The 19,777-nt window shown below is 69.8% G+C and carries 12 protein-coding genes; 10 read left to right on the top strand and 2 right to left on the bottom strand.

Annotated features, from left to right (window positions below; all coding sequences use genetic code 11):
* Positions 1-313 precede the first annotated feature (313 nt).
* The 9 genes from AC5R91_RS06920 (at position 314) to AC5R91_RS06880 (ending at position 16,492) form a co-directional block, all read left to right on the top strand.
* Entirely contained in the window at positions 314-3,109 is a 2,796-nt protein-coding gene (locus AC5R91_RS06920; protein ID WP_495396311.1) for an AMP-binding protein, read from the top strand.
* A 96-nt stretch (positions 3,110-3,205) separates the two neighbouring features.
* Positions 3,206-4,429, top strand: a complete 1,224-nt coding sequence (locus AC5R91_RS06915; protein WP_495396310.1) for an alpha-hydroxy acid oxidase — start codon at positions 3,206-3,208, stop codon at positions 4,427-4,429.
* A gap of 443 nt (positions 4,430-4,872) precedes the next feature.
* Positions 4,873-8,223, top strand: a complete 3,351-nt coding sequence (gene drmD / locus AC5R91_RS06910; protein ID WP_495396308.1) for a DISARM system SNF2-like helicase DrmD — start codon at positions 4,873-4,875, stop codon at positions 8,221-8,223.
* On the top strand, positions 8,220-12,434 hold the full coding sequence (locus AC5R91_RS06905) for an Eco57I restriction-modification methylase domain-containing protein (RefSeq protein ID WP_495396306.1): 4,215 nt from the start codon (positions 8,220-8,222) through the stop codon (positions 12,432-12,434). Before drmD ends, AC5R91_RS06905 begins: the two co-directional genes overlap by 4 nt.
* A 443-nt stretch (positions 12,435-12,877) precedes the next feature.
* Positions 12,878-13,441 (top strand): hypothetical protein, encoded by a 564-nt coding sequence (locus AC5R91_RS06900; RefSeq protein ID WP_495396305.1) that lies wholly within the window; start codon positions 12,878-12,880, stop codon positions 13,439-13,441.
* A 66-nt stretch (positions 13,442-13,507) separates the two neighbouring features.
* On the top strand, positions 13,508-13,801 hold the full coding sequence (locus AC5R91_RS06895) for a hypothetical protein (protein ID WP_495396304.1): 294 nt from the start codon (positions 13,508-13,510) through the stop codon (positions 13,799-13,801).
* A gap of 184 nt (positions 13,802-13,985) precedes the next feature.
* Positions 13,986-14,441 carry a DUF7662 domain-containing protein gene (locus tag AC5R91_RS06890; RefSeq protein WP_495396303.1) on the top strand — a complete coding sequence of 152 codons (456 nt, stop codon included), beginning with the start codon at positions 13,986-13,988 and terminating at the stop codon, positions 14,439-14,441.
* On the top strand, positions 14,414-14,818 hold the full coding sequence (locus AC5R91_RS06885) for a hypothetical protein (RefSeq protein WP_495396302.1): 405 nt from the start codon (positions 14,414-14,416) through the stop codon (positions 14,816-14,818). Before AC5R91_RS06890 ends, AC5R91_RS06885 begins: the two co-directional genes overlap by 28 nt.
* Positions 14,819-15,058: 240 nt before the next feature.
* Positions 15,059-16,492, top strand: coding sequence for an ATP-binding protein (locus AC5R91_RS06880; protein ID WP_495396301.1), 1,434 nt, complete (start codon positions 15,059-15,061; stop codon positions 16,490-16,492).
* 10 nt (positions 16,493-16,502) lie between these two features.
* On the opposite strand, the gene AC5R91_RS06875 is transcribed toward AC5R91_RS06880, so the two are convergent.
* Complete coding sequence (locus tag AC5R91_RS06875; RefSeq protein ID WP_495396300.1) at positions 16,503-16,901, bottom strand: hypothetical protein; 399 nt, start codon at positions 16,899-16,901, stop codon at positions 16,503-16,505.
* The gene (locus AC5R91_RS06870; RefSeq protein WP_495396299.1) at positions 16,891-17,751 is read right to left on the bottom strand and encodes a DUF8616 domain-containing protein; all 861 of its coding nucleotides are present in this window, start codon (positions 17,749-17,751) and stop codon (positions 16,891-16,893) included. The genes AC5R91_RS06875 and AC5R91_RS06870 overlap by 11 nt, the downstream gene beginning before the upstream one ends.
* A 218-nt stretch (positions 17,752-17,969) precedes the next feature.
* Between AC5R91_RS06870 and AC5R91_RS06865 the strand changes: the two genes are divergently transcribed.
* The gene (locus AC5R91_RS06865; RefSeq protein WP_495396298.1) at positions 17,970-19,619 is read left to right on the top strand and encodes a serine/threonine-protein kinase; all 1,650 of its coding nucleotides are present in this window, start codon (positions 17,970-17,972) and stop codon (positions 19,617-19,619) included.
* Positions 19,620-19,777 lie beyond the last annotated feature (158 nt).

Genomic DNA, 19,777 nt, shown 5'->3' with positions numbered 1-19,777 from the left:
GCGGTTCCTCGATCTCGATGGAAGGGGTGAGTCGTAAGTGCCACCGGATTCGTGTGAACTCCGCCACCGGCACCGAAGACCTGGCGGCGCCAGGATGCGGTGGCGCTTCGTGGCAGGCCGAATCGCGAGAGCAGGGGTTCATGGCAACCATGCATTTACGTTAATGACTACTACGGAGGTGGGTGGCAGGTCGCAAAGTCGTTCGTGTTGAATCTGTACCGATCGGAGCGCGCGGTCACGGCTCCCATACCAATGCCCGCCCGGGAGGCGCCATGACAATACCGTCCGTCCAGGGGCCATCGACCTGGCTGACATGAGGCAAGGCCCGCTCTCCCAGCCGGTGTCAGTGCCGGTGCGGCCGCCGGTGCCGGTGCCGCCGCCAGCGCCGGCCGGGCCGCCGGTGCCGCCGCCGCTGCGTCCCGACGACCGGTTCGGGAACGTCGTCGACCGGATCCGCGCCGTCGCCGCGGTCTGCCGCGACATCGTGGCGGTCCGCGACGCGCACCGGGCCGTCACCTTCGCCGAGCTCGTCGCCTGGGTGGACGTCGTCGCCGACCGCATCCTGCGGGAGCCGGCCGCGGCCGACCCGGATGCGCCCGTCGCGGTGCTGCTGCCCCACGACGCGAGCGGGATCGCCGCCGTCCTGGGCGTCATCGCGAGCGGCCGGCCCTGCGTTCCCCTCGACGGCCTGACTCCCTCCGACCGCCTCGCTCAGGTCGTGGGACTGGCCGGGGCCCCGGTGTGCGTCACCGGGCCGGCCGGCTCCGCCGACCAGCGGACCGCCGCCGCGCTGCCGGGCATCGTGGCGACGGTCGACGTCGGCGACGAGCGCGCCGCCGACTGGTCCCCGGCGCTCGCCGACCGGGTGGCGTCGACCGCGCCGCGCCGGGCCGACACCGATCCGGCCGTGCTCATTTTCACCTCCGGGTCGACCGGGGTGCCGAAGGGCGTCGTGTGGCACCACCGCGCCCTGCTGGGCATCCACTACGCCATCCAGGTCCGCGACGTGATGCGGCCGGTCCCGGGCGACCGGCTGCCGCTGCTGCTGCCCTACTCGTTCATCTCGGGGATGAACCGGATGGTCGGGGGCCTGGTCTTCGGCACCACCCTCGAGATGTATGACCCCCGGGTCCGCGGCGTGCGTGACCTGGCCGACTGGCTGCGCACCATCCGGCCGGCCGGCATCGTGGCCACGCCGGCGCTGATCCGGACCGTGTTCGGCTGCCTCGAGCCGGACGAGGTGCTCGACGACCTCCGGTTCGTCATGTCGGTCGGCGAGGCGATCTACGCCCGCGACGTCGCGTTGGCCCGCCGCCACCTGCCGCCGACCGCGGCGTTCCTGGTCTCCTACGGGGCCTCGGAGCTCGGCACGGCGACCTGCGCCCCGATCTGGTCGGACGAGGACCTGCCCGACGGCGTGATGCCGGCCGGGCGGCCGGTGGTCGACGTCGCGGTGCGGGTGGTCTCGCCGGACGGCGCCGAGATGCCACCCGGGCAGACGGGTGAGATCGTCGTCGCGGGCCACTTCATCACGGGGGGCTACTGGCGGACGCCGGAGGCGAGCGCCGCGCGGTTCGGTGTCGGGCCGGACGGCACGCCCACCTACCGCACCGGAGACCTCGGGCGCATCGACCCCGGCGGCCACCTGCGGGTCGTCGGCCGCAACGACGCGGCCGTGAAGATCCGCGGGTACCTCGTCGAGCCGATCGAAATCGAGTCCGCCCTGCTGGCGAGCTCGGACGTGCTCGAGGCCGTCGTCGTGGCCGACCGGAGCACGCAGCGCACCCGCCTGGTCGCCTACGTCGTCCCCGCGACCGGCGCCCGGGTCTCGCCGGCCTCGATCAGGCGCCTGCTGCGGGCCAAGCTGCCGTCCTACATGGTGCCGGCCGTCGTCATGCTGGTCCCCGCCCTGCCGAGGACCGACCGCAGCAAGGTCGACCGGCTGAACCTGCCTGCGGCCCCCGCCGGCCCGACACCCGACCAGAATCCGCCGCGCGACCAGTGGGAGGAGGCCGTCGCCGGCGTGTGGGCCGCCGCCCTGCACCTCGACGACGTCGGGATCCACGACGACTTCGTCGAACTCGGCGGCGACTCCCTCATCGCCGAGGAGCTGCTCACCAGGATCGCCGACGAGCTCGGCGTCGACCTGCCCACCTCCACCGTCGCCGACGCCCCCACCGTCGCCGAGTTCACCGCCCGCCTGCGCAATGCCGGCACCGACGTCCTGCGTCACCCCACCGTCGTCCCGCTGCGCACCACCGGTGACGGCCGGCCCCTGTTCTGCTTCTGCGGCGCCGGCGGCCTGGCCATCGGCATGCTCGGCCTTGCCCGCCACTTCGACGGCGAGCGCCCCGTCTACGGCATCCAGGCCCACGGCCTCGAATACCGCGGCCTGCCCGACTGGTCCATCCACGCCGCCGCCCGCCGCCACGCCCGCACCCTGCGCCTGCTGCAACCCGCCGGCCCCTACCACCTCGCCGGCCACTCCTTCGGCGGGCTGGTCGCCCTCGAGACCGCACGGCTGCTCACCGACGCCGGCGGGCACGTCGAGCTGCTCATCCTCATCGACAGCTTCCCGCCCGACCCGGCCGGCGGCGTCTTCGCGGGCGGGGTGCTGCCCTCCGCGCTGCCAGGGAGCCCGGCCGCGGCCTCACCTTCGGTCGCGACCTCGTCTTCGGCCGCGGCCTCGCCGGCCGCAGCCACGGACCAGGCCGGGGGGTCGGTCTCGGGCTCGGCACGCGCCGCGGGGGCTGCCGCCCGGATTGCCGCCCGGGGCCTGCTCGGCCGGGCCTGGCGCGCGGCCCAGCTTCCGTTGGCCGGCGTCGTCCAGTTCAAGGGCATGAACCAGTACGACGTCTTCTACGACCAGTCCCGGGTGCTCACCAGGTTGTACCGACCCAGGCCCTGGAACGGGCGGGCGCTGGTCTACACGGCGACCGCCTCGCCCGCGCACCGTCGGGATGTCTGGCGCCCGCTGCTGACCGGCGAGGCGACCTACCGCACCGTTGGCGGCGACCACGACACGGTGCTGCGCGAACCCGTCGTCAGCGAGATCGCCGCCGACATCCGGGCGGTCCTCGCCGGCCGTACCAGCTCCCGCGGGGCGTGAACGGCTGCCGGGTCGGTCCTCCTGGCGTGACTGAACAATCCCGGCGGCCGGGAGGACGCGATCCCGTGACCCGCCGACAGCGAAAGGTTCGTGATCGTGAGGGTGCAGGACGCGGTCAACGTCGAGGACGTCCGGAAGCTGGCGCGCCGCCGGCTTCCCCGGGTGGTCTTCGACGCTCTGGCGGGCGGAGCCGGCGACGAGGTGTCGCTGCGGCGTAACCGCACGGCGTTCGACCGCATCGAGTTCCGCCCGCGGCCGCTCGCCGACGTCGCCACCCGGGACCTGTCGACGACCGTGTTCGGCGAGCGGCTGTCGATGCCGATCATGCTGGCGCCCACGGGCGCGGGTCGCCTCGCCCGATCGTCCGCGGAGATCGCCGTGGCGAGGGCCGCGGCGCGGGCGGACGTCGTGTACATGCAGAGCACGGTGGCGGCCTTCCCGCTGGAGGATGTCGCCGCACGCTCGACCGGCACGCTGTGGTACCAGCTCTACCTGCCCCCCGACCGCAGCGAGGTCGGCAACCTCGTCCGGCGGATCGCGGCGGCCGGGTACCGGGCGCTGGCCATCACCATCGACACGCCGGTCCTGGGCAACCGGGAGCGCGACACGCGCAACAAGCTGATGAGTCGGCCGCCGCATCCCAGGACGCTGCTGCAGGGGGCCGGCAAGCCGGCGTGGGCAGCCGACTTCGTCCGCGGCAAGGTCGACTACCTGCGCGGCCAGCTCGGCGCCGCCAGTGCGGCCAGTGCGGCCAGTCCCGCCAGTGCGGCCCGGCCGGCCCCGCTGAGCCTCGACCAGACCCGGGCGACGATCGCGTCGTCGTCGGACAGCGTCACCTGGGCGGACGTCGAGCGGATCCGGTCGTTGTGGGAGGGCCCGCTGCTCCTCAAGGGCCTGATGCGCTCCGACGAGTGCGACCGGCTCGTCGAGCTGGGCGTCGACGGGGTCGTCGTCTCGAACCACGGTGGACGGCAGCTCGACGGCGTCCCCGCGACCATCGACATCCTGCCGGAGGTGGTCGACGCGGCGGCGCGCCGGCTCGCGGTGTTCCTCGACGGAGGCGTCCGGCGCGGCAACGACGTGGCCAAGGCGCTGGCCCTCGGCGCCGCGGGTGTCTTCGTGGGTCGGCCGTACCTGTACGGGCTCGCCGCGGGTGGTGAGGCCGGTGTCCTTCGGGTGATCGAGCTGCTGCGCGCGGAGTTCGACCGCGCGATGGCCCTGCTCGGCGCCGCGACCGTGGCGGACCTCGACCGCAGCCTCGTCTCGGGCGCGCGCATCCCCAGCACCCTGTCACCGTCCATTTCACCATCGACGCGGTAGGCCGGGCCGGGTCCTACCGGGCGTGGCCGTCCCCGCCGGAAGACGACGGCGGTGGGGAGGGCGCCTCGGCGTCGACGCCCAGGCCGTCGAGCATCGCCTGGATGCCATCACTGGATCGGCCAGTACCCCACCAAGCCCGCCACCTCACAGTCGACGTCCGGATGGTCGACGTCCGGTGAAGCCGACTTACCGACCGCCCTCTCACCCAAACGAGAGCGGCGGTCGGTGAGACGGCCAGCCGGCACCCCCGTAGGGGCCGCGCCGGGCCGGTACGACGCCGTCGAATCCATCGGTCGTGAACTGGATTCACACGTGTAGTCTCTCTCCTTGGATGTCCGTTAGGTCTGGGATGCGGAGCGTGGCGCTGCGCGGGTGGCCGGGCCAGGGATCGGATGCCCGGCGCTCTGCCAGACTGATCGGGCTGTCCATCTAGGGGGTAGGAAGTGCCGAGTTCGACGGCCGAACGTGACGTACCGGTGCCGCCCGCTCCGGCGGCGCCGGGGATCGGCACGCTGGTCGAGGTCCGCGGCCAGAAGTGGGTGGTCGCCGACACCGACACCGCGGGCATCGCCGCAGGTGGCGCCGAGCCTGCTGCGGTGCCGGGAGCCGTCGTGCCGGCAAGCACCGTCGTCGCCCTGCAGAGCGTGGAGGACGGTCGGTACGGACAGACGATCGAGGTGATCTGGGAGGTGGAGCCGGGGCGGCGGGTGCTGCCCAGCGGCTCGCTGCCGGATATCACCCGGGACGGCTTCGACTCGCCGAACCGGCTGGCGGCCTTCCTCGACGCGGTGCGCTGGTCGGCGGTCACCTCCGCGGACGCCCGCCGGTTGCAGGCGCCGTTCCGCTCCGGGGTGGCCGTCGAGGACTACCAGCTTGAACCGGTGGCCCGGGCGCTGGAGGCACCCCGGGTGAACCTGATGCTCGCCGACGATGTCGGCCTCGGCAAGACCATCGAGGCGGGCCTGGTCGCCGAGGAGTTGCTGCTGCGCCACCGGGCGCGGCGCATCATGATCGTCTGTCCGGCCGGGCTCACCCTGAAATGGCGCGACGAGATGGCGGAGAAGTTCGGCCGTGACTTTACGATCATCGATGCGGAGCGCTGTGCGGCCGTCCGGCGTTCTCATGGCAGTGCGGCGAACCCGTTCGAGGTCTACCCGCGCACGATCGTCAGCCTGCCGTGGCTGCGTGGCCCGAAGGCGCAGCGCCTGCTCGACGAGGTGCTGCCCGGTGACGGCCAGCCGACCTACCCGCGCACCTTCGACCTGCTCATCCTGGACGAGGCGCATCACATCGCCCCCGCCGCGCCGAAGCAGGTCTACGCGGTCGACTCCCAGCAGACGAAGCTGATCCGCCGGCTCGCCCCGCATTTCACCCACCGGCTGTTCCTGTCCGCCACTCCGCACAACGGCTACCTGGCATCGTTCACCGCGCTGTTGGAGATCCTCGACGACCAGCGGTTCGCCCGCGGCGTCGAACCGGACCGGGCGGCGAAGGAGGAGGTGGTGGTCCGCCGGCTGAAGAGCGGGATCGTGAACGCGGACGGCACGCCCCGGTTCGCCCGTCGCCGCTCCATCGACATGCCGGTGGTCTACCCGGAGGGCGAACGTGAGATCCACGGCCTGCTCAAGGAGTTCGCCGCGCTGCGCCGCGCCCGGCTCGACACCCGGCGCGGTCGGAAGGCGACCGACCTGGTGACGCTGCTTCTCAAGAAGCGGCTGTTCTCCTCCCCAGCCGCGTTCGGCCACACCGTGGGCGTCTACCGGGAAACCCTGGCGGCCCGGCACGGACGCGCCGCCACCTCGGGCTCGGGGCACGGTTCGGACCGGGTCGACGAGATCCCCGCCTGGATGGAGGACTTCGCCGACGAGCTCGCGAGCCTGGACGACGAGCAGCTCGCCGACGCCGAGGACGACGCCCTCGGCCGGGTCGGCCCGATGCAGCCGGACCCGACCGACGTCGAGCTCGAGCTGCTGGACCGGATGGGGCGCTGGGCGGACGCCCACGAGGCCGCACCGGATGCCAAGGCCCGCGCGCTGCTGGACTACCTGACCGCGGTGTGCCGGCCCGACGGGCAGCACTGGCTGAACGAGCGGGTCGTCGTGTTCACCGAGTACCGCGACACTCAGCACTGGCTCGCCGGCCTGCTGCGCCAGCAGGGCCTCGGCGGCGACCGGCTGGGCCTGTTGCACGGCGGGCTGGCCGGGGACGAGCGGGAGCAGCTTCGGCTGGCGTTCCAGGCGGAGCCGAGCGAGCATCCGATGCGGATTCTGCTCGCCACCGACGCGGCCAGCGAGGGTATCGACCTGCAGAACCACTGCCACCGGCTGGTCAACTACGACATTCCGTTCAACCCGAACAAGCTGGAGCAGCGGATCGGCCGCATCGACCGGTACGGGCAGCGCCACCGTCCGGAGATCCGGCACTTTGTCGGCTCCGGCTGGTCGGGAGCGGTCGACTCGTTCGAGGCCGACCTGGAGTTCCTGTCCCGGGTCGTGAAGAAGGTCGCACAGATGGAGGCCGACCTCGGCGCGGTCAACGCGGTGCTCTCCGAGCGGGTGGCCCGCCGGATGCTGGGGGAGCGAGTCCCCGACCCGGATGACCTCGACATCCCCGGGGCCAGCGGAGGCGCAATGGGCGGGGCGACCGCGGCCAGTGCTGGAGCCGGGAACACCAGGGTTGCCCGGGGCGCCCGGGCCGGCCGCGGCGCGGCGGGGGCAGGCGAGGCCGTTCCCGTCACCGACGACGTCCGCGAACAGGTGCGCCGGCTGCGGGAGAATCTTGACGAGACCGTCGCGGAGCTCGGCATCACTCCGGCGGCGGTACGACGGGTCGTCGGCACCGCGCTGAGCCTCGCCCGCCAGCAGGCGCTCACCCCCCACGTCGACGAGAAGGAGTACGCCGACGGTCTGTTCACGGTGCCGACGCTGACCGGCTCGTGGCAGCGTGCCTCCGCCGGGCTCACCGAGAAGCTGCGCCGTGACGGCGTCGCGTCCGGCACGCCGCCGCGGCAACGGCCGGTCACCTTCGACCCGGCGGTGGCGAAGGGCCGTGACGACGTCGTGCTGGCGCATCTCGGCCATCCTCTCGTGGACATGGCGGCGCGGCTGCTGCGCGGCGCCGTGAACAACGCCGACGTCGGCCTGCACCGCGTCACCGCCGTGCGCAGCGACGATCCGCGCTGCGAGGACGTGCTGATCGGTGCGTTCTCCCGGTTCGTGCTGGTCGGCGCGGACGGGATCCGGTTGCACGAGGAGGTCCTGTACGCGGGGGGCTGGGCGCCGGCGACCGGGCGGTTCCGCCGGTTGGAGAACCTGACGGTGCTCGGTGGGCTCGTCACGGGTGCGCTCGCGGCTGACCGCCCTGTCTCCGCCGAGACGCGGGAACGCGTCGCCGAACGCTGGCCGACGATGCGCCCGGGACTGCTGGCCGCCCTGGACTGGCGTGCGCGGGCCCGCTCGGATTCGCTGTCCCGCGTCCTCGCGCAGCGCCAGAGCGCCGAGGAGGCGCGGATCGCCGCCAACTTCGACCAGTTCGCCGCGACGTTGCGCACGGCTCTCGACGATCCGGGTAACGACGAGAACGCCCTGTTCGACCTGGCCGAGATCGAGAAGTCCCGGGAGGAGCTGGCCCAGTACCGCCGGGACCGGCAGGCCTGGCAGGACCGGCTGGCCCGGCTGGATCAGGAACGTCGGCGCGAACTCGACCTGATCGCCCGGCGCTACCGCGACCCACGTCAGCACCAGTTCCCGGTCGCGCTCGTCGTGGTCGTGCCGGCAGCGGAGGAAACGCGATGAGCGGCGTGAACGCCCGGCGCGGTGGCAGTGCGGGAGCCGGTGGCGGTGCGGGAGCCGGCGGTCGGCGCCGGCCCCCGGTGCCCGACGGGGTGGCTCAGCACCGGGAGTGGCTGAGCCTGGTCGAGGTCAGCGGTCCGTTCCTGAGCCTGCCGGTGTTGCGGCGGGTGTGGCCGACGCTCGACCCGTTGGAGAAGAAGGCCCGCCAGCGGCTGCGTCGGGAGCACGCGGTCTGGTCGGACGATCTGGCCGGCGGCCAGCTCGGCTGGGTTCGGTTCGTCCTGGGTGAGTTGCTGGGCTGGGGGGACACCCTCGTCTGGCCCGAATCGGCGTTGGATTCGCTGGCGGTCGAGGTCGCCGAGCATGACACCCGGATCGTGCCGTCGTTCGTTCTCGTCGACCCGGCCACAGCCGCCGAGCTGGGCGGCGGGGCGTCCGAAGAGAGCCCGGCCGAGGCGAGGCCGGTGGAGGTCAAGCCGGACGCGGTGCGGCTGCTTGGCCTGGTCATCGGCCCGTCCCAGTCGCCGACGGCACGAATCGGCGGGCAGGCGTGGGCTGCGACGCCGGTGGACCGGGCGGCGATGGCCTGCCGCCATCACGGGGTCGAACTGGCCCTGGTCACGAACGGCCGGCGGTGGGCGCTGGTGTGGGCGCCACGCGGCGGGGTGACGTCGACGGTGGTGTTCGACGCGGTGTCCTGGCCGGAGGCAGCCGAGCGCGATGTGGTGCGGGCGTTCGTCTCGCTGCTGTGCCGGCGGCGTTTCTTCGGTGTGCCCGACGACGAGACGTTGGTGCCGCTGCTGACGGCAAGCCTCGGCAGCCAGGAGGAGATCACCGAGGCGCTCGGGGTGCAGGTCCGCCAGGCGGTGGAGCTGCTCGTCGCCGCGTTCGGCCGCTGGCATGTCGCCGAACGGGACCGCGGCGGGGTAGGCCTGCGCGAGGTCGCGGCGCACGACGTGTACCGCGGCGCCGTCGCGGTGATGATGCGGATCGTCTTCCTGCTCTACGCGGAGGAACGCGGCCTGCTACCCGCCGACAACGACCTGTATGCCAGCACGTATTCGGCCGGCCGGCTGTGCGCCGACCTCGAACAGCAGCTCTATGACGGCGCCACCGAGGACGACCTTGAGCAGTCGACGGCCGCCTGGCACCGGCTGCGCGCCCTGTTCACCGCCGTGTACGCCGGGGTCGGCCATCCCCGGCTGCACATGCACGCCCACGACGGCTCGCTGTTCGATCCGGCCGCGCATCCGTGGCTGCCGCTCGGCGTCGACGACCGGACGGTGCTGCACATGCTGCGCGCCGTGCAGTACATCCAGGTCGGCAGCGGGAAGTCCCGGGAGCGACGCACGCTGAGCTTCCGCACCCTCGACGTCGAGCAGATCGGCTACGTCTACGAGGGTCTGCTGTCCTACGACGGGCAGCGGGCACCGGCCGGGGAGGTCGTCGTCGGCCTCGTCGGCAAGGAGGGCCTGGAAGCCGAGGCGACGCTGTCCGAGCTGGAGGAGCTGGCCGACCGGCACCGCGGCCGCCCGTTGCTCGCCGCCGCCTTGGCGGAGCGGTTCGCCGACAGCGGCCTCGGCTCGCCGAAGGCGATCGAGAAGCGGCTGGTTCCGCTGGAGGCCGGCGAGCGGGAGGAGGCCCGCAAGGCCCTGCTCGCCGTGACCCGCGGCGACTATCCGACGGCTGAGCGGTTGCTGCCGTTCCACGGCCTGCTGCGCACCGACCTGCGCGGCCAGCCGGTGGTCATCCTGGAAGACGGCCTGTTCGTCACCGAGTCGCCGCTGCGCAAGAACACCGGTACGCATTACACGCCCCGGTTCCTCGCCGAGGAGGTGGCGAACAACGCGCTGGAGCCGCTGGTCTACGCGCCCGGCCCGTTGCAGACCGCCGACCGCAACGCCTGGAAGCTGCGTTCCAGCACCGACATCCTGGCGTTGAAGGTCGCCGACATCGCGATGGGCTCGGCCGCCTTCCTCGTCGCCGCCGCCCGCTACCTCGGCGAGCGCCTCGTCGAGGCGTGGATCAACGAGAGCGACGCCCGCGCCGCCGGGCACCCGGGCCGCTCCGCCGACCTGCCCGCCGACCTGGCCGGCGACGTCGAGGAGGACGGCGTCGTCGTTGATGCCCGCCGGCTGGTCATCGAGCACTGCCTGTACGGGGCGGACATCAACCCGATGGCCGTCGAGATGGCGAAGCTGTCCCTGTGGCTGGTCTCGATGGACGCCCGCCGCCCGTTCACGTTCCTCGACGACCGCCTCGTCGCCGGCGACTCCCTGCTCGGCATCACCTCCGTCGAGCAGCTCGAATACATGCACCTCGAGCCTGCCAAGGGCCGAGAGATCCACACCGACATCTTCGGCTGGACGGTCGGCGTCCGCGAACTTGTCCGTGACATCGCCGACGAGCGCCGAGACATCGTCGAGACCGACGGCTCCTCCTTGCCTGGGCTGGAAAAGAAACGCGAACTCCTGGCCGACGCGAAGGCCAAGGCCGCGCGGATCAACCTGTACGCCGACGCACTGATCGGCGCGACCCTGACGCACTCCGGCCGGGGTGAACGCGGCCAGAAGATCGCTTCCGAGGAGGCGGCAAAGCTCGCGGCCGACGTCGCCGCCGCCCGCCGTGACCCCGCCGACGCTCGCCGCGAGATTACCCGCTGGCTCGCCACCGACCACGTTGCCGGCAACTTCACCCGCGAGCCCCTGCACTGGCCCCTGGTCTTCCCCGAGGTCTTCGAGCAGGGCGGCTTCGACGCCGTCATCGGCAACCCGCCGTTCCTGGGCGGCAAGAAGATCAGCGGCGCCTCAGGCTCGGCCTACCGTGAATACCTTGTGGACATCCTGGCCCGCGGAGTCAAGGGCAACGCCGATCTGATCGCCTACTTCGCCTTGCGTGCGCACGCAATGCTCAACGGTGGCGGCCAGACTGGTCTGATTGCCACGAACACCCTGGCCCAAGGTGACACCCGCGAGGTCGGCCTCGACCAGATCGTAGCCAGTGGCAACGTGATCCGGCGGTCGGTTAAGAGTCGGCCCTGGCCGTCTCGTTCGGCAGCTCTGGAATTCAGTGCTGTGTGGACCACAGCCCAGATTGGATCGGCTGCGATCCGCTTCGTGGACGGCATCCAGGCCATTTCCATCGCGCCAACCCTGGATCCGGAATCTCGTGCTTCTGGAAATCCTAACAGATTGACCGCAAGTCGAGGAGTAGCGTTCATTGGAAACTTCGTGAACGGAATCGGATTTGTAGTTGGTGATCTAGAAGCATCGGCACTGATTGAAAGAGATTCGCGAAACGCCCAGGTATTGTTTCGTTATCTAAACGGGGAAGACCTTTCAAGTAGTCCCACGCATGTGGCGAGTAGATGGGTTATTGATTTCGGTGGAAGGTCTTTGGGGCAAGCTGAAGAATACCCTTACTGTGTTGATCGTCTCCGGCGTCTCGTAAAGCCGATCAGGGACCAATTCCCCGATAGCAAGCGTGCGACTCGTGAATCTTGGTGGAGATTTGAAAAGCTTGCGCCAGGGTTGCGCGCTGCAATCAAAAATCTTAGAAGTGTGATTGTTATAGCGCTGGTGAGTCGGACAGTGATGCCGGTGATGGTGCCGACCGGGCAGGTGTTCTCTCACATGCTCGGAGTATTCGCTACCGACGACATAGCGATGCTGGCCTTGCTCTCCAGTGCGCCGCACTATTGGTGGGCGGCGTCGCGGGCGTCGTCGATGAAGGCGGATCTGCGGTACACGCCGTCGGATGTGTTTGAGACACTGCCGTTGCCAGAGCTGTCCGCGGAGATGCGGGGGTTGGGGGAGCGGTTGGACGGGTTTCGGCGGGGAGTGATGTTGGCGCGGCAGTCGGGGCTCACCAAGACGTACAACCTGGTGTTCGACCCGGCCTGCAACGACGCCGACATCGTGGAGCTGCGGGAGATTCATCGGCTCATCGACGAGGCGACCTTCCGGGCGTACGGCTGGGAGGACATGATCGAGCGGGGTCTCGACCACGGCTTTCACCCGGCGGGAAAGTACACCCGGTACACGATCGGGCCGTGGGCACAACGGGAGGTTCTCGACCGGCTGCTCGAGCTGAACCATGCCCGGTACGCCGAGGAGGTCGCCGCCGGCCTGCACGAGAAAGGCGCCAGGAAGAAGGCCACGCGTACCAGGGCCGCCGCCGCACCGTCGAATCAGGGATCGTTGCTCGACCTGTGAACCGCGGACGGCGAAGGACGCCACCCGTCTGACGCCGAGCCGGCAATCCGGGTAACTCCCGGATTGCCGGCTGTGAACGAGTTTTCTGTCCACCTCCTCTACCGTCCGGGCATTGTGCGCCCAGACGGCGATCGGCCGCGCCCGGATTCTCGGGGGGATCCGGGCGCAGCCATCCTCCACCTAGCCTTCCGAAAAAACATTGACAGAAAGCCCGGGGAGATTCAGAATCGCTGTTGTTCGGGGTCGATCCGATCGGCCGGCGATGGTGGGACCTTGCCGCGCCCCCGGATATGCGGCGGCTTTTCCAGCCGTCACACCGAAACATTCTCGCAGGTTCGCCCGTTCGGCTCTGAGGCCAACGTTTGCCGTGGCCTGACGTCCGGGGTCTCGTCCACCATTGTTATTGGCGTGCCAGGATGCACGCCTCACCACGGGGGAATCTTATGAGCAGGGCACGTTTCACCATCGCCGCCGTTCTCGCCGGTCTGATCGGCCTGGGTGGGCTCACCGGCTGCAACCTGGACGACACGTCCGTCTCCTCCACCGGCGCGACGACCGCGCCCGGCCAGGCCGCGGGCTCCGACAGCGCTTCGGCGGGCGGCGGGGCGTCCCAGGGAGCAAAGCAGGCCCAATACGGCGAGGTGCTGCAGATCAGCAAGGGCGGCGAGGCCGCGGCGACGGTGAGCGTCGCCGCGCCGAAGGCGGTCGGGTCGTTCTTCGGCGGAGTGAGCACGCCGACCAGCGGGCCGGCGTTCGCCACGTTCATGGTGTCGTTCACCTCGGCGAAGGCCGGCTTCGACGTCAACCCGTTCGACTTCTTCGTCCGCACCCCGGACGGCGCGCGGGTCCAGGCGACGATCGGCTGCGAGCCGGCATTCAACGCGGCGACCCTCGGCCAGGGGGAGAAGTTCCAGGGCTGCCTGACCGTCGACGCCGCCCACGGCACGCTCGTCTACACCTCCGGCCTGCTCACCTCGACCAGCCTGATCGAGTGGCCCAGCTTCTGACCCACCGCCGGCGGCGATCAGCCGCCGCCTCACCCGCATCCCACAGACGAGAAGAGGAGATCCGGGATGGCCATCATCATGCGGCTCGCTGACGGATCCATCGAAAGCATCGCGACGACCCACGGCGAGGGTGGGTTCATCAGCTGCTCGCTCGCCACCCTGCAGCCGGGCGACGACGGGTACGACGAGCTGAACGCCCGGCTGACGCACTGCGCACCCACCTCCGACGACCGGCAGCCCGACCCGGACAGCGCCCACAGCCTGGGCGGCTCGCATCGTGAGCGGAAGACGGTCGGCCTGATCCGCCGGCACATGCGGGCTGCTCCCTCGTTCCGGTTCCGTCCACGACGGCCGGAGTGACCCGCCGTACCGTCCGGTCGATCCGGTGGGTGCGGTGGCGCTGGCCGATTGGGCGCCGCCGCACGCAGCCGCAGGACCCTCGGTCGGCGGCTGTGGGAGGAACCCGTAGCCGCGGCCGGTAGGAATGTGTGACCAGCAGCCGTGATCGAGAGAGTTCGCGGGTTATCAGGAGAGCGGAGACGCGATGGGGAAGTACGACGCGCTGCGGGATCACCTCGCAGGGCTCGCGGCACGGGCCGAGGCAGTGACCATGAGCTTCGCCGAGGTGGAGAAGCTGGTCGGGGAACTGCCGCCGTCGGCGCGGCTGCACCGGACGTGGTGGGCCAACAACTCGCATGGCCAGGCGCTGGCCTGGCGGGCCGCCGGCTGGCACGTCGCGTCCGTCAACCAGGATGTGGAGCGGGTCGTCTTCGCCCGGGGAACTAAGGGGGGACCTACGCGGCCCGCAAGGCCGCGCAGGCCGACGCCGCCGCCTCGACGGCCGGTGCCGCTGCCCCGACGTCCGCCGAACTCTCCGACGCCGATCCCTCCGAGGCGGCTCGCCTCACGGATGGTCCCGTTGCGGATCCCACCGATGCGGGTTTTGCCGATGCCGGGCCGTCGGAGGCGTCCGTGCAGGCGATGCTCGTCTTCTATCTGATCGGGCAGGGATGGGATATCCGGCGCGTCGCCGACACCGCCAGCAGAGAACGGGGAATCGACATCCTCGCCGTTCGGGACGGTCGGACCCTCGCGGTCGAGGTGAAGGGATACCCGGCCCGCGGCAGGTATTCCGATCCTGCCCGAGCGGGGGAGGTCAAGCCGACGCATCCGGCGACCCAGGCTCGCCACTGGTATTCTGCGGCGTTGCTGAAGGCGATGCTCACGATCGACGAGCATTCGGACTACGAGATCGTCATCGGCCTTCCCGATGTCCCGACCTACCGCAAGCTTCACGCCCGGACCAGCGGGAGCCTCGCCCGGATCGGGGTCCAGGTGATGTTCGTGGGCGAGAACGGCGCGGTGACGGTGGCCTGAGCCTCCCGGAGTCAGCCTGGCGCGCCAACCACCCACTGCGCCCTGCTAGACTTTTTCGATCATGATGTCGTGGTCGCCGGGCGCTCTGCGGCGACTACTCGAAACATCCACGAATTCTCGATCATGCATCTGACCTGCATGGATGCCTCGGGTTGGCGGCTACTCGAAGGCCTACTTGAAGGTGACGCCAGTCCTGGGGGCGGCGCGCCCTCGCGTGCGCAAGATCCTAGAGTGTTGGTTGTGACTGCCAACGAGGTCGACGCTGCCCTGGCGGCATCGCTCGACGAAGTGGGGCCGGCGCTCCTCATACTTCCCGAAGACCAGTGGTTCGACCGGAAGTCCCTGTTGGTCGCGCCGAGAGACCTTGCTGTACCGATTGTCGCCTTCGCGAACGCCGAGGGTGGCACGTTGGTCGTCGGGCTGCACTCGGGGAAGGTTCAGGGGCTCCGTTCCCATGCGCAGAAGGTCAACGAGTTCCGCCAGGTGCCGATCGACTTCACCGTGCCTCCGGTACGGGCCCGTTTCGACCAGGTAGCCTGCCGGAACGACGATGGGGAGCTTGACACGCTGCTCGTTGTCCGCGTGGACCCCAGCGAGCGGGTGCACGAACTGAAGAACGGCGACTGCTACTTGCGCATCGGCGATGAGTCGCGCAAGCTGGGATTCTCGGCCCGGCAGGAACTCGAGTACGACAAGGGCCAGACTCATTTCGACGGGATGCCGGCCCCAGGAATCACGATCGACGACCTCGATTGTGAACAGCTCGCCGTCTACAGCGAGAAGACTGGATCGACAAGCACCTCTGTGAGACTGCTGGAGGCGCGGACTCTCATCACCCGCGACAAGAAAATCACGAATGCGGGATATCTGCTTTTTGGATCACACCCGCAGGACCTGTTCCCGCAGGCATACGTCCGGGTTCTGAGGTACCTGACGACTGAGCGCGGGACCGGCTCCAGGCTGGGACTCGACGACGAGTCCGACATCCGCATCGAGGGATCGATCCCGCAGTCGGTGCACCGGGCGAGCAGCGTGATCGAGAGACTGCTTCCGAAACGGCGAGGGCTTGACAAGGACGGTACCTTTGTCGGTCGCCCGATCGTTCCACGGGATGCCTGGCTCGAGGGACTGGTCAACGCCGTGATCCATCGGTCGTACAGCCTCGGTGGAGACCACATAAGGGTCGAGATCTATCCCAACAGGATCGAGATCGAGAGTCCGGGCCGGTTCCCGGGACTTGCCGACCCGTCGCGGCCTCTGGATATAAGCCGCTTCGCGCGCAACCCGCGGATTGCAAGGGTGTGCGCGGACCTGCGGGTTGCGCAGGAACTCGGCGAGGGAATCAAACGCATGTTCGAGGAGATGAGGCGGGTTGGGCTCACCGACCCGATGTACAAGCAGAGCGCCGGGAGTGTGAAGCTGGTGCTCGCGGCCATACCTCGCCTGGATCCCAAGACCGCGGCGAGGCTGCCGAAAGGCAGCCAGGATGTTCTGGACGTCCTGCGTGCGGCGGACGGTCCACTGGGAACCGGTGATCTTGCCCAGGCTCTCAAGATGAGCAGGCCGACATTGAAGACCCGACTCAAAGCGTTGGAGGCCGAAGGTCTGATCAGATGGGTTGGCAAGTCGAACAACGATCCCAGAGCCGTCTGGGTGTTGATCGACGGGTCCTGACCATGTGAGCTTACGTGAACTGGCTTTCCTTCAACACGTCGAGGGCTTCCAGTAGTCTCTCCTCGCTGGGTTCGGGAAAGACATATGCGCGTGCGCGTATATCATCGCGGAAAGACTCTTCGGGTGAGATGCCGTAAGTGCGCAAATAGTAGGATATGCCGTCGGACCAGATCCAGGCGCCGTCGCTTCGGAAGCTCATGGGCACCACCTCGCCCCTGGCTGGTTCGACCTGATCGATGTCGCAGGCGGTTGTGCGCATCAGCATTTTTCCCTGCCCGAGGTAGCCGAGCAGGGCGTCACGTTCCGGCCCGGGAGGAATCGTCGCACGCGAAGCGAAGTGTGGCACCTCACCGTTGAAACCGTCGAACAGGGCTGTCATCCGCGGTGCGGAAGAGTCGTCAAGGGGCATCGTGCTGTTCTTTTCCTTCCGGTATGAAAGTGACCCATTCTCCGGGTCTGCGTACGGCGAAACCGAACCGGTTCCGCGTTCTGACATCATCGATGACCGTCTCGCCGGTGCGGTCCACCCACACAGCTCCTGTCGGTGCCTCGACGGTCACGTCAAGCTCGTTGGCGAGTTTCTCTGCGACCGGATGATCGCCGGCTCCGGTGGAGCATGATAGCAGCCGGACGGGTCGCTCCTGCCATCGCTCGTCCGATCGGATCAGGCTGGCGAGCTCCCCGGCGTCAAGACGCTCATCGCCGACTTTGAAGGTCTTCGGTGAGCCGTGTAAGTCGGCGGTGTAATACCCGGTCTTCGGTCTGGCTGACAGCGCCGATCCGCGTAGCTCGTGGTCGTTCGGCTCGAAGAAGGCGCGACCCGCGGGGGTTCTCAGGCTGTCCTGATAGATCGCCGTGAGTTTGTCGTTGAGCTCGGGCCGCTCCAGGTCCGGTCGGTCGCCGATCGCCTTCGGGGCGTTTGGCGTGTCGGTGGAGTCGGGGGCGCGGCGTTCGGCTGCTGCGTCGAGCAGGGCCGCCTTCCTGGCCGCCGGTGTGTCGATTTCGGCAGGTGCGGCGGGGATCTCCCGTGGCGTGGACGGCGGCCGGTCGAGCAGGGCGGCCTTGCGTTCCGCGGCGGTGGTGGCCGTGTCGGCGTCGTCAGGTCGGCCCGGCGTCGGCTCGCGGGAATCGGTCGGCGACCCGGCGGCGAGGTCGAGGAGATCGAGCTTGCGTTGGAGCGCGTCGAGATCGGGGCCGGGGGACCGACCCGTCCAGGTGGATGCCGGGACGTCGGACGGCGTGGTGGCGTCACGGGGCATGGGCGCTCACGCGCCGATTGTGACGGTTACGGCCGTCACTGTCGACTGTCCTTCGGCTTCTCGGCGTAGCCGCCGGGCCGGCGCCATCGCGATCGGTGGCGGTGGTGGCCCGATATGTAGTGGTACCTGCTTGGATGATCCGGCAAGGGGCGGAGAATCAGTTCGGTGCCGAAGCGTGAGGACTAGGGCTGGATGGCGGGAAGGACGGGGCCAGGGGGATGAACCTTCCATGTCGGCTTGGGCCGTTTGAGCTCAGCCGGCAGATCGGCGTGGGCGGTATGGGGGTCGTCTACCAGGGAATTGATGCTGACGGTGAGCCGGTCGCGGTGAAGGTGATCCGTGCGGAGTTCGCCGCCGACGACGAGTTCCGGGCCCGGTTCCGCCGTGAGATCACTCTGGTGCGCCGGGTCCATGGCGCCTGCACCGCGCGGGTGGTGGATGCCGATCCGGACGGTGACCCGCCGTATCTCGTGACCGAGTTCCTGCCTGGCCCGAGCCTGGCGCGATATGTCCAGCGCCGCGGGCCGATGCCGGCGGACCTGACGCGGACCCTGGCGATCGGCCTGGCCGAGGGGCTGGCAGCGATCCATGCCGCCGGGATCGTCCATCGTGATCTCAAGCCGGCGAACGTGCTGCTCACTCCGTCCGGCCCGAAGGTCATCGACTTCGGTATCGCGCAGGCCGCCGACGTGACCGTGCTGACCCGCGCCGGCACGGCGGTGGGTAGTCCGGGATACATGAGCCCCGAGCAGCTCGCAGGGGCGCCCGCTGCACCGGCGAACGACGTGTTCTCCTGGGCCTGCACGGTGGTTTTCGCCGCCGTCGGGCGATCACCGTTCGGGGAGGGGTCGAGCGATGCGGTGCTCTTTCGTATCCGGCACGACCCTGCGAACCTCGCCGGAGTACCGCTGGATCTGTACCCGCTGTTGGCTCGGGCGCTCGCCAAGGATCCGCGGGCACGGCCCACGATCGGCGACGTGCTCGACGAACTGCTGGCAACAACGGACGGCGTCGGGGAGGAACCCGATGACGCGGACCGTACCGCCGTGGTCACCCGCCTTCTCGTCGCGGCCTGGTCGATGGGTTCCGGCGCTGAGGCTCGATCCGCCGTAGACCGGCCGCCGTCACGGCTCGCCGCCGATCTGCCACCCGCCGCCGACCGGGCTGGCCCGGCCGGCCCGGTCCCGACCGTGGATCCGAACCGGGGCCCGAAGCGGACTCGACGGCGGCTCGGCGTCGGCGCGCTCGCGGCACTCCTCGCCGTCGCGACGTCGGCGGGCGTCGGCCTCGTGCTCCACGAGAGGGATACGGGCGGAGCCGGTCCGGCGTCGCCATCTGCCGGTGCGGCGGTGACCCTCCCAGGTGAGGGCCCGGCCGCGACGGCGGTGGCCACGGCGACTCCGAGCGGTCCGACCCCGAGCGCCGCGGCGATAACCGCCGACCGGCTGGCGCCCGGCGTGACGCTCTTTCTCGACGTCATGGGTGACGACGCGAAGCCCTGGATGTGGGACGTGCAGAACGTGATGTACGGCGAGACCAGCGGGCCCGTCTACCAGGCCGTGCTGCTCGGGGCCTGGTACTCGCTGGCCGACTGGTGCGTCGCGCACCGCAAGGGACGTACCGGGGAGTGCTACGACCTTGCCTCGGAGTATGTGGTCAAGTGGTTCGGCTATGACCCGAGGCGGATCAACACCGAGACCTGGGTGGGGGCCGGGGCGGTCGGGGGCAGCGTGGACGACGGCTACGACGCAACCCAGACCCGCCTCGGCTTGACCACACGTAGCACCCAGGTCGCGCTGCTGTCCGGACGGCCCGGCGAGGACGGCTTGCTCTGCGAACCGAACTGCGAGGCCCGCCTCGACCGGTGATCTCCGAATCGAGCACCCGACCAGCGTCGGTGGCCGGGGTTGGCACGGAACTGTCGGACTCCGGTGGGATGGTGACCTTCGCAGCCGATGTGGCCGATGGTAGATTGTGAACTCGGTACACAGCATTCGCGGGATTCGACAGTCGTAGCCCGGTGGAT

This window comes from Frankia sp. BMG5.60, assembly GCF_059428125.1.
The sequence above is the reverse complement of the archived record's forward strand: the minus strand, read 5'-3'. Positions and strand labels throughout refer to the sequence as shown.

Excerpts from the sequence above, each read along its gene's own strand:
- AC5R91_RS06920 (WP_495396311.1), top strand. The coding sequence starts at position 314 with ATGAGGCAAGGCCCGCTCTCCCAGCCGGTGTCAGTGCCGGTGCGGCCG.
- AC5R91_RS06905 (WP_495396306.1), top strand. The coding sequence starts at position 8,220 with ATGAGCGGCGTGAACGCCCGGCGCGGTGGCAGTGCGGGAGCCGGTGGC.
- AC5R91_RS06900 (WP_495396305.1), top strand. The coding sequence starts at position 12,878 with ATGAGCAGGGCACGTTTCACCATCGCCGCCGTTCTCGCCGGTCTGATC.
- AC5R91_RS06895 (WP_495396304.1), top strand. The coding sequence starts at position 13,508 with ATGGCCATCATCATGCGGCTCGCTGACGGATCCATCGAAAGCATCGCG.
- AC5R91_RS06890 (WP_495396303.1), top strand. The coding sequence starts at position 13,986 with ATGGGGAAGTACGACGCGCTGCGGGATCACCTCGCAGGGCTCGCGGCA.
- AC5R91_RS06875 (WP_495396300.1), bottom strand. The coding sequence starts at position 16,901 with ATGCCCCTTGACGACTCTTCCGCACCGCGGATGACAGCCCTGTTCGAC.
- AC5R91_RS06870 (WP_495396299.1), bottom strand. The coding sequence starts at position 17,751 with ATGCCCCGTGACGCCACCACGCCGTCCGACGTCCCGGCATCCACCTGG.
- AC5R91_RS06865 (WP_495396298.1), top strand. The coding sequence starts at position 17,970 with ATGAACCTTCCATGTCGGCTTGGGCCGTTTGAGCTCAGCCGGCAGATC.